Consider the following 11,038-nt stretch of genomic DNA (forward strand, 5'->3'; position numbering starts at 1 on the left):
GAACGCGTTTTTCGTGTATATTTCCTGCACGCTTGGGCATGAATACACAGGATTTAGCAATGATTCGTAAGTATTGGTGGCTGGTTGTGTTTGCCGTCTCCGTTTTCCTTTTTGATGCCTTACTGATTCAGTGGATTGAGCTGATCACCACGGAAGTCGATAAATGCCGCAATATGGATTCTGTTAATCCGCTCAAACTGGTCAACTGCACCGATCTGCAATAGCGTTTGATTGATAAGCAGGAGAAATGATTAAATTTATTTTGTCACGTTTTTTCCGGCATTAATTGCATGATATTTTCGTCAGTAATTAACATCCTTAATACATTATCCACCAGCAACGGGGCCTGCTGATAAAGATCGTAGCGGGCGGGATTCATCAACCAGTTTTTCACAATACCGCTAAAACTACCGTGAATAATAATTAAGACGACGTCTAAATCCAGCGTTCTGGAAATCAATCCTTCCGCCATACTCGCCTGCAATGCGTCGCGTAGTCCCTTCTGGCTAAATCCAATTTTCTCTCGTATTTCTTGCTCTGATATCATGCCCTCATGAAATTCGCATTTATGATATAAAATTTGCAACAACGCCTGCTGCCGGGGAATCTCTGCGATATATTGCAATCCTGCGATTAGCTTCTCACGCAACTGCTGTAGCGGATTATCGCAAACATACAACGCTAACCGTTCCTGAATAAGATCGCGTAATGGCGGTTGCTGCTGCCAGAGTTCATTAAAAAGCTGCGTTTTATTGTCAAAATGCCAGTAGATAGCGCCCCGTGTGACCTGAGCCGCGTCCGCAATGTCGTTGAGCGTCGTGTTGCCAACGCCTCGCGTGGCAAACTGGATGATTGCAGTTTCAATCAAATGTTGCCGCGTTTTCAACGCTTCAGCTTTTGTTCTCTTAGCCATAGGTTATCGTATCAGAGGAAGAATAAAAAAATGAATACGACGATTCAAAATCGTCGATAAAAATAACTGTATCATTTCATCCATTCAGAGATGGCATAAAAGCGAACCACTTCAGCACAAAACATTCAAATAAACACCACAAATGAAATGAATATAAATATTCACACCACGAATATATATTTCAAAACATATTAATATCCAAAAAAACATAACAAAACAAAACAGAATGAAAAGGTAAGCACCTCTTCTTTTTGCTTTTACGTGCCGTAACCCAGAGCATAAAATAAGTATTACTTACATCGCACGATAATAATTTGTAGGATAGCCAACTGTTATTTCTTCGTGCACGTTATCGCCTTACCGTTATCCGGTAAATAACGAGCTATTGGTTTTTAAGGAACAGTAATGACGAAACATGCCAGGTTTTCACTCCTGCCCTCATTTATCCTCATCTCTGCTGCGTTGCTTGCCGGTTGTGACGATCAGGGAGATAAGCAAGCTCAGGCAACTGAACCGCAGGTGACCGTTCATGTGGTCACCTCCGCGCCATTAGCGGTAACGACCGAACTGCCCGGACGCACCTCTGCATTCCGCGTTGCAGAGGTGCGTCCACAGGTCAGTGGTATTGTCCTCAAAAGGAATTTCACCGAGGGCAGCGATGTTGAGGCCGGGCAGTCGCTGTATCAAATTGATCCTGCCACCTTGCAGGCGAATTACGACAGCGCGAAAGGGGATCTGGCGAAAAGTGAAGCCGCTGCTGCCATCGCCCGTTTGACGGTAAAGCGCTATGCCCCGCTGGTTGGGACAAAATATATCAGTCAACAGGAATACGACCAGGCGATTGCGAATGCTCGTCAGGCCGATGCGGTAGTTATCGCCGCGCAAGCCGCCGTTGAAAGCGCACGCATTAATCTGGCTTACACCAAGGTCACCTCGCCGATCGGCGGCCGGGTTGGCAAATCCAGCGTCACTGAAGGCGCACTGGTGACCGACGGTCAGGCAACGGCACTGGCTACCGTACAGCAACTCGATCCTATCTATGTCGATGTCACACAGTCCAGCAGCGACTTTATGCGTCTTAAGCAGTCCGTTGAACAGGGCAGCCTGCATAAGGACAGTGCCAGCAGCAGCGTCCAGTTGCTGATGGAAAATGGTAGTGCGTATCCCCTGAAAGGGACACTGCAGTTCTCTGATGTCACGGTGGATGAAAGCACGGGCTCCATCACCCTCCGCGCCGTATTCCCTAACCCGCAGCATACTCTGCTGCCGGGGATGTTTGTTCGCGCGCGAATCGACGAAGGCGTTCAACCAAACGCCATTCTGATCCCCCAGCAGGGCGTAACGCGAACACCTCGCGGTGATGCGACAGTGCTGGTCGTCAATAACCAAAGCCAGGTTGAACCACGCACCGTCATCGCTTCACAGGCCATCGGTGACAAATGGCTGATTAGCGAAGGCTTACAGCCCGGCGACCAGGTGATCGTCAGCGGAATACAAAAAGCCCATCCCGGCATGAAAGTGAAAGCCACCACGGATGCCAATACCCCTGCGGCGAAAGCGGCGCAATAAGGTCACCGGATATGGCAAACTTTTTCATTAGACGTCCGATCTTTGCCTGGGTACTCGCCATCATTCTGATGCTGGCGGGAGCCCTGGCGATTATGCAACTGCCTGTTGCGCAATACCCGACTATCGCACCACCTGCGGTTGCGATTTCCGCGACCTATCCAGGGGCAGATGCGCAAACGGTGCAAGATACCGTGACGCAGGTTATCGAACAGAATATGAACGGTATCGATAACCTGATGTATATGTCGTCCACCAGCGACTCTGCAGGTAGCGTGACCATCACGTTAACCTTTCAGTCCGGTACCGACCCGGATATCGCTCAGGTTCAGGTGCAGAACAAACTGCAGTTGGCGACGCCGTTGCTGCCTCAGGAAGTACAACAACAAGGGATTAGCGTAGAAAAATCGAGCAGCAGCTTCTTGTTAGTCGCAGGGTTCGTCTCTGACAATCCGCAAACGACTCAGGACGATATTTCCGACTACGTCGCCTCAAACGTGAAAGATACGATCAGCCGCCTGAGCGGTGTGGGTGATGTACAACTGTTTGGCGCACAGTACGCGATGCGTATCTGGCTTGATGCCAATCTGCTGAACAAATACCAGCTCACGCCGGTTGATGTCATCAATCAGTTGAAAGTGCAGAACGACCAGATCGCAGCCGGTCAGTTGGGCGGAACGCCAGCATTGCCGGGTCAACAGTTGAACGCCTCCATCATCGCGCAGACGCGTCTGAAAGATCCTGAGGAATTCGGCAAAGTCACATTACGGGTAAACAGTGACGGTTCCACCGTGCGCCTTAACGATGTTGCGCGTATCGAACTTGGGGGAGAAAACTATAACGTTGTCGCCCGAATTAACGGTAAGCCAGCCGCTGGCCTGGGGATCAAACTGGCGACCGGCGCTAACGCCCTGGATACCGCCAGCGCGATCAAAGCCAAACTCGTTGATCTGCAACCTTTCTTCCCACAAGGGATGAAAGTGGTCTATCCGTACGACACAACGCCATTTGTGAAGATCTCCATTCACGAAGTCGTGAAAACGCTATTCGAAGCGATCGTACTGGTTTTCCTTGTGATGTATCTGTTTTTGCAGAACATCCGTGCAACGCTCATTCCGACAATTGCGGTTCCCGTCGTGCTGCTGGGTACGTTTGCGGTCCTCTCGGCGTTTGGCTACTCGATCAACACCTTGACGATGTTCGGGATGGTACTGGCGATAGGCCTCCTGGTCGATGACGCCATTGTGGTGGTGGAAAACGTTGAACGCGTGATGATGGAGGACAAGTTGCCGCCCAAAGAGGCAACGGAGAAATCCATGTCCCAAATCCAGGGGGCGCTGGTTGGGATCGCGATGGTGCTGTCTGCCGTCTTCATCCCGATGGCCTTTTTTGGCGGCTCCACCGGGGCGATTTACCGCCAGTTTTCTATCACTATCGTATCCGCAATGGCGCTCTCCGTTCTGGTGGCATTGATCCTGACTCCGGCACTTTGCGCAACGCTGCTTAAGCCAGTGTCCGCCGAACACCACGAGCAGAAAGGGAAATTCTTCAGTTGGTTTAATGCCAAATTTGACCTCAGCGTTAACCACTACACCCACAGCGTCAGCGGTATTGTACGCAACACCGGGCGCTACCTGATTATCTACATCCTGATTGTCGTCGGGATGGCGATACTGTTTCTACGTCTCCCTACCTCCTTCCTGCCTGAAGAAGATCAGGGTGTGTTCATGACCATGATTCAGTTACCTGCCGGGGCAACCCAGGAACGAACCCAAAAAGTGTTAGATCAGGTTACGCATTACTACCTGAATAACGAAAAAGCGAACATTGAGAGCGTGTTTACGGTCAATGGTTTCAGCTTTAGCGGCCAGGCGCAGAACGCGGGTCTGGCTTTCATTAGCCTAAAACCCTGGGATGAACGTAGCGGCAAAGAAAACAGCGTCGAAGCGGTGATTGCGCGCGCGACCCACGCGTTCAGTCAGATAACGGATGGAATGGTCTTTCCCTTCAACATGCCGGCAATTATTGAACTGGGCACCGCGACCGGTTTCGACTTTGAGCTCATTGACCAGGGCGGGCTGGGTCACGCCGGGCTAACATCAGCACGTAATCAGCTATTGGGCATGGTTGCTAAGCACGCCGATCTGCTGGTCCGTGTTCGTCCTAACGGTCTGGAGGATACCCCGCAGTTCAAGCTGGATGTTGACCAGGAAAAAGCGCAGGCGCTTGGCGTTGCACTGTCAGACATTAACCAAACGATCTCAGCATCACTCGGTGGTTCCTACGTTAACGACTTTATTGACCGCGGACGCGTGAAGAAAGTCTATGTTCAGGCGGATGCGAAATTCCGTATGCTGCCAGAGGACATCAACAATCTGTACGTTCGCAGCGCCAACGGCAAGATGGTGCCCTTCTCAGCCTTCAGCACCGCCCGTTGGGTGTATGGCTCTCCGCGTCTGGAACGCTACAACGGCATGCCATCAATGGAACTGTTGGGTGAGGCTACACCAGGTCGAAGCACCGGTGAGGCGATGGCGTTGATGGAAAATCTCGCGTCAAAATTGCCAAATGGCATCGGCCATGACTGGACGGGAATGTCATATCAGGAACGTCTGTCTGGTAATCAGGCACCGGCACTGTATGCCATCTCACTGATCGTCGTGTTCCTCTGCCTTGCCGCACTGTATGAAAGCTGGTCCATTCCATTCTCGGTGATGCTGGTTGTCCCGCTTGGTGTAGTTGGCGCGCTTCTGGCCGCCTCCCTGCGAGGGCTGAATAACGACGTCTATTTCCAGGTCGGACTGTTAACCACGATTGGCCTTTCCGCGAAAAACGCCATTCTGATCGTGGAGTTTGCCAAGGATCTGATGGAGAAAGAAGGTCGTGGCCTGATAGAGGCAACGCTTGAGGCGGCACGCATGCGCCTACGCCCTATTCTGATGACCTCACTCGCATTCATCCTCGGCGTAATGCCGCTGGTCATTAGTCAGGGAGCGGGGAGCGGTGCCCAGAATGCGGTCGGAACCGGTGTGATGGGAGGAATGCTGACAGCAACGCTGCTGGCCATCTTCTTTGTCCCGGCATTCTTTGTCGTAGTAAGAGGCCGTTTTAACAAATCCCAGAGCTAATGTGTAAATAAAGGCGTCGACGGACGCCTTTATCCTTTCAATATCTTTCTTTATTTATTAAACAGATAGTCATTTACTCTGCGTAATACGAAACTTGTGCCTCCATTATTTTTACAATCCACATGAATTGAGATTATTCCATATGCCAATCTTTTTTTAAGCGGTGGTAAAATTCGGTTCGTATTCGCAAAGCAGCATTCACTATTACTGCATTTAGCGGAACGCTTATTTTTGAGGTAACACCATGAAAAGATTAATTCCAGTGGCATTGCTCACGGCATTGCTGGCGGGCTGTGCACACGATTCCCCCTGCGTTCCGGTTTATGACGATCAGGGACGCCTCGTTCATACCAATACCTGTATGAAAGGGACGACTCAGGATAACTGGGAAACCGCTGGCGCGATTGCTGGCGGGGCCGCCGCTGTTGCGGGCCTGACGATGGGGATCATCGCGCTGTCAAAATAACATTCTCAGAGCGCGGAACATGCCGCGCTCTTAGCCTAAGATCACCTTTTTTCATACCATACAATGTGTTGAAAAATAGATATCTCATTACATTTTAATTATCAATAACGTCCCGACCTCTTCTTTTCTTCATTTATCTTTCAATACTCACCCTCTCGATATTCACGCCCGAAACTGTTATTTCACTTCGCGAGCATTGTTTTAAATATTTTGCTCCAAAATGTGGCTTACGTTTCAATTTCGCACCATTTCAGGGCGCTGAGTTTATTTTTTCCTGTCTACACTCTGCTTATTGCGTCGGATATTCGTACGCAAAACCTGGCACTACCTTTGCTTAAAAGAGTATGGCCAATGCCACAGACAGGTTAAAGACGTTGCAGAACGTCTCTCTATAACAATAATTTCTTTGCCACACAGGATGCATTATGAAAAAGATGATGATTGCCACACTGGCTGCGGCCGGCGTGCTGCTTGCGATTGCCAATCAGGCACATGCGGGTACAACGCTGGATGCTGTAAAAAAGAAAGGGTTCGTGCAATGTGGTATCAGTGACGGTCTTCCCGGTTTTTCTTACGCTGATGCGAACGGGAAATTCTCCGGGATAGATGTGGATGTTTGCCGTGGCGTTGCTGCCGCCGTCCTGGGAGATGATACAAAAGTAAAATATACCCCACTCACCGCAAAAGAACGCTTCACCGCATTACAGTCTGGCGAAGTCGATCTTCTCTCCCGTAATACCACCTGGACCTCTTCGCGTGATTCCGGAATGGGCATGTCCTTTACTGGCGTCACCTATTACGATGGCATCGGCTTCCTGACCCACAACAAAGCGGGCCTGAAAAGCGCGAAAGAGTTAGATGGTGCCACCGTCTGTATTCAGGCGGGAACGGATACGGAACTGAACGTGGCGGATTATTTCAAAGCCAACAACATGAAATACACCCCGGTCACCTTTGACCGCTCAGATGAGTCGGCAAAAGCGCTGGAATCAGGACGTTGCGATACCCTCGCCTCTGACCAGTCCCAACTCTATGCCCTGCGCATCAAACTCAGCAATCCGGCAGAGTGGCTTGTGCTACCAGAAGTGATCTCGAAAGAGCCGCTGGGCCCGGTTGTTCGTCGTGGCGATGACGAGTGGTTCTCTATTGTGCGCTGGACGCTGTTTGCCATGCTGAATGCCGAAGAGATGGGCGTGACGTCGAAGAATGTCGATGAGAAAGCGGCGAACCCTGCGACACCAGACATGGCGCATCTGCTGGGCAAAGAAGGTGACTACGGCAAAGATCTGAAGCTCGACAATAAATGGGCTTACAACATCATCAAGCAGGTGGGTAACTATGCGGAGATCTTTGAGCGCAACGTCGGATCGGAAAGCCCACTGAAGATCAAACGTGGACAGAACAATCTCTGGAATAACGGCGGCATTCAATACGCACCGCCAGTGCGTTAATTCGTTGTGATGTAACGGGCGCCGCACAGGCGGCGCTCAGTTCAGAGTCATGGTTACCGAGGCTTTCTTATGTTCCATCGCCGCTCAAGTGTAAAAGGGTCACTCTCCTTTTCAAACCCTGCGGTCCGCGCCTGGCTGTTCCAGATCCTCGCCATTCTTGCGGTCGTTGCAGTTGCAATCTATCTCATTCATAACACGATAAATAATCTAAGCAGTCGCGGCATTACCTCGGGCTTTGCCTTTCTTGACCGTAGCGCTGGATTTGGCATTGTCCAGCACCTGATCGACTATCAACAGGGTGACACATACGGACGCGTTTTTCTGGTGGGTTTGCTTAATACGCTACTGGTTTCCGCGCTGTGTATTGTCTTTGCGTCATTTATCGGCTTCTTTCTCGGGCTGGCGCGCCTGTCGGATAACTGGTTACTGCGTAAACTCTCAACGGTTTATATCGAGACCTTCCGTAACATCCCGCCGCTCCTGCAAATCTTTTTCTGGTACTTCGCGGTTCTGCGCAATTTACCCGGCCCCCGCCAGGCCGCCAGCGCGCTGGAGATGGTCTTTTTAAGCAATCGCGGACTCTATATCCCGTCGCCACAGTTAGGAGAAGGCGTGCTCGCTTTCGTGCTCTCGACAGCAATTGCTATTGCGCTGTCCGTGGGTCTGTTCCGTTTCAATAAAATGCATCAGATGAAAACGGGACAGTTATGCAGAACCTGGCCCACGGCATTAAGCCTGATTGTGCTGCTGCCGCTCATCGCGCACTGGCTTTTTGGTGCGGCGCTGCACTGGGATATTCCACAGCTACGCGGCTTCAACTTCCGTGGCGGAATGGTGCTCATTCCTGAACTGGCGGCCCTGACGCTGGCGTTGTCGGTATACACCTCAGCATTTATTGCCGAAATCATTCGTGCCGGTATTCAGGCCGTTCCCAACGGTCAGCATGAAGCCGCCCGTTCTCTCGGGTTGCCCAATACCGTGACACTTCGCCAGGTCATCATTCCTCAGGCGTTACGCGTCATTATTCCGCCACTGACCAGTCAGTACCTGAATATCGTGAAAAACTCATCGCTGGCTGCCGCCATTGGCTATCCCGATATGGTATCGCTGTTCGCCGGCACGGTGCTTAACCAGACGGGACAGGCCATTGAAACGATCGCCATTACAATGTCGGTGTACCTGATAATTAGCCTGACCATCTCGCTGCTGATGAACATCTATAACCGGCGAATCGCCCTCATTGAGCGCTAAGGAACCATGATGACAAAAGCATTGCTGTCTCATCCCATGCGCCCGGCCAGTAACGGTCCTGGTCGTTCGATCTTATGGGTACGTAAAAATCTCTTTTCCAGTTGGTCAAACAGCCTGTTGACGCTGTTCTGTCTGTGGCTGATGTGGGAGTTAATTCCTCCCTTGCTGAACTGGGCGTTCCTGCAGGCCAACTGGGTGGGTTCCACCCGTGCTGACTGTACCAAAGCGGGTGCCTGCTGGGTGTTTATTCATGAACGTTTTGGACAGTTCATGTATGGGCTGTACCCACACGACCAGCGCTGGCGTATCAACCTGGCGTTGATCATCGGGTTGGGCTCCATTGTTCCGATGTTCTGGAAAGCGTTGCCGCGTCGCGGACGCTATATCGCCGGCTGGGCCGTCATCTACCCGATCGTTGTCTGGTTCTTGCTGTATGGAGGTTTCCTTGGGCTGGATCGTGTTGAAACGCGTCAATGGGGTGGGCTGACGCTGACCTTAATCATCGCATCAGTCGGGATCGCGGGGGCATTGCCCTTAGGGATTTTGCTGGCACTGGGACGTCGATCCCACATGCCCGTCGTGCGGATCTTATCCGTCATTTTTATCGAGTTCTGGCGTGGCGTACCGTTGATCACCGTACTGTTTATGTCTTCGGTAATGCTGCCGCTGTTTATGTCAGAAGGAACCAGCATTGATAAACTTATTCGGGCGCTGGTTGGCGTAATCCTCTTTCAGTCAGCCTACGTCGCAGAAGTGGTTCGTGGGGGACTGCAGGCATTACCAAAAGGGCAATACGAAGCAGCAGAGTCGCTGGCGTTAGGCTACTGGAAAACCCAGGGACTGGTCATTCTTCCCCAGGCCCTGAAGCTGGTCATCCCTGGGCTGGTCAACACGATTATTGCCCTGTTTAAGGATACCAGCCTGGTCATCATCATCGGCTTGTTCGATCTGTTCAGCAGCGTGCAGCAAGCGACGGTTGACCCGGCCTGGCTGGGTATGTCGACGGAAGGGTATGTCTTCGCTGCTCTGATCTACTGGATTTTTTGTTTCAGCATGTCGCGCTACAGCCAGCATCTGGAAAAGCGCTTTAACACCGGGCGTACACCGCACTGAGGATTCTATGAGCCAACTATTAATACAACCTGCCGACGCGATGATTACGCTGGAAAACGTCAACAAGTGGTACGGACAGTTTCACGTACTGAAGGATATCAACCTGCGCGTAAAACAGGGGGAACGCATTGTATTATGTGGCCCCTCGGGCTCGGGGAAATCAACCACCATCCGCTGTATTAACCATCTGGAAGAACATCAGCAGGGACGAATCATTGTCGATGGAATTGAACTGAATGAGGACATCCGCAATATTGAGCGCGTCCGACAGGAGGTCGGTATGGTATTTCAACACTTCAATCTCTTCCCCCATCTTACCGTTCTACAAAACTGTACGTTGGCGCCCATTTGGGTGCGTAAGATGCCGATAAAAGAAGCTGAAGCGCTGGGAATGCACTACCTGGAACGTGTGCGTATTGCAGAGCACGCGCATAAATTTCCAGGACAGATCTCCGGCGGACAGCAACAGCGCGTAGCCATTGCCCGCTCGCTATGTATGAAACCCAAAATTATGCTGTTTGATGAGCCCACATCAGCGCTGGATCCCGAGATGGTGAAAGAGGTGCTGGATACGATGATAGGCCTGGCGCAGTCAGGGATGACAATGCTTTGCGTAACACATGAGATGGGATTTGCCAGAACGGTGGCAGACAGGGTGATCTTTATGGATCGCGGGGAAATTGTTGAACAGGCACCGCCGGATGAGTTTTTTGCTCATCCTAAATCAGAACGTACTCGTGCATTTTTATCGCAGGTAATACATTAATCAGAATGCAAAAAGGCCACCCTGATGGGTGGCCTTCTGCTTTTCTGTACCCAACTCCGCCTGATGGCACTGCGTCTATCAGAACTACAACACAGGAAAAACAAAAGGCCCTGTCTTTCGACAGAGCCTTTTGTTTTATTTGATGTCTGGCAGTTCCCTACTCTCACATGGGGAGACCCCACACTACCATCGGCGCTACGGCGTTTCACTTCTGAGTTCGGCATGGGGTCAGGTGGGACCACCGCGCTACAGCCGCCAGACAAATTCTTTTCTACTGTGCCGAACTTTAACCTAATTAAGTGGTGCTGATACCCAGAGTCGAACTGGACCTCACCCTTACCAAGGGTGCGCTCTACCAACTGAGCCATATCAGCACGCTAAATT

At 51.1% G+C, this 11,038-nt stretch carries 9 protein-coding genes, 1 tRNA gene and 1 rRNA gene; 8 read left to right on the forward strand and 3 right to left on the reverse strand.

Annotated elements, in window-relative coordinates:
- Positions 1 to 59 precede the first annotated feature (59 nt).
- The gene (locus GBC03_28535; GenBank protein QFS73883.1) at positions 60 to 224 is read left to right on the forward strand and encodes a DUF2556 domain-containing protein; all 165 of its coding nucleotides are present in this window, start codon (positions 60 to 62) and stop codon (positions 222 to 224) included.
- Positions 225 to 265: 41 nt separating this feature from the next.
- Here GBC03_28535 and envR read toward each other — a convergent pair whose 3' ends face one another.
- A complete protein-coding gene (gene envR, locus GBC03_28540) occupies positions 266 to 913 on the reverse strand; it encodes an acrEF/envCD operon transcriptional regulator (GenBank protein QFS73884.1) in 648 nt (215 codons plus the stop codon).
- 405 nt (positions 914 to 1,318) lie between these two features.
- Here envR and GBC03_28545 point away from each other — a divergent pair, with 405 nt between their 5' ends.
- From GBC03_28545 to GBC03_28575, 7 genes are all read left to right on the forward strand, one after another.
- Positions 1,319 to 2,482 (forward strand): efflux RND transporter periplasmic adaptor subunit, encoded by a 1,164-nt coding sequence (locus tag GBC03_28545; GenBank protein ID QFS73885.1) that lies wholly within the window; start codon positions 1,319 to 1,321, stop codon positions 2,480 to 2,482.
- An 11-nt stretch (positions 2,483 to 2,493) separates the two neighbouring features.
- On the forward strand, positions 2,494 to 5,607 hold the full coding sequence (locus GBC03_28550; GenBank protein ID QFS73886.1) for an efflux RND transporter permease subunit: 3,114 nt from the start codon (positions 2,494 to 2,496) through the stop codon (positions 5,605 to 5,607).
- 244 nt (positions 5,608 to 5,851) lie between these two features.
- Positions 5,852 to 6,073 (forward strand): hypothetical protein, encoded by a 222-nt coding sequence (locus GBC03_28555; GenBank protein ID QFS73887.1) that lies wholly within the window; start codon positions 5,852 to 5,854, stop codon positions 6,071 to 6,073.
- A gap of 425 nt (positions 6,074 to 6,498) precedes the next feature.
- Positions 6,499 to 7,524: a transporter substrate-binding domain-containing protein gene (locus tag GBC03_28560; GenBank protein QFS73888.1), complete on the forward strand. Its 1,026-nt coding sequence runs from the start codon at positions 6,499 to 6,501 to the stop codon at positions 7,522 to 7,524.
- Between the two features lie 69 nt (positions 7,525 to 7,593).
- A complete protein-coding gene (locus GBC03_28565; protein ID QFS73889.1) occupies positions 7,594 to 8,775 on the forward strand; it encodes an ABC transporter permease subunit in 1,182 nt (393 codons plus the stop codon).
- A gap of 9 nt (positions 8,776 to 8,784) precedes the next feature.
- Positions 8,785 to 9,888, forward strand: a complete 1,104-nt coding sequence (locus GBC03_28570; GenBank protein ID QFS74155.1) for an ABC transporter permease subunit — start codon at positions 8,785 to 8,787, stop codon at positions 9,886 to 9,888.
- Between the two features lie 7 nt (positions 9,889 to 9,895).
- Complete coding sequence (locus tag GBC03_28575; protein QFS73890.1) at positions 9,896 to 10,654, forward strand: ATP-binding cassette domain-containing protein; 759 nt, start codon at positions 9,896 to 9,898, stop codon at positions 10,652 to 10,654.
- 144 nt (positions 10,655 to 10,798) lie between these two features.
- Here the strand turns inward: GBC03_28575 and rrf are convergent.
- Together rrf and GBC03_28585 are read right to left on the reverse strand one after the other, a co-directional pair.
- Positions 10,799 to 10,914: ribosomal RNA gene (gene rrf, locus GBC03_28580) — 5S ribosomal RNA — on the reverse strand.
- A gap of 40 nt (positions 10,915 to 10,954) precedes the next feature.
- A tRNA-Thr gene (locus GBC03_28585) sits at positions 10,955 to 11,028 on the reverse strand.
- Positions 11,029 to 11,038 lie beyond the last annotated feature (10 nt).

The sequence above is a fragment of the Citrobacter telavivensis genome, assembly GCA_009363175.1.
GTDB classification, from domain to species: Bacteria; Pseudomonadota; Gammaproteobacteria; order Enterobacterales; family Enterobacteriaceae; genus Citrobacter_A; species Citrobacter_A telavivensis.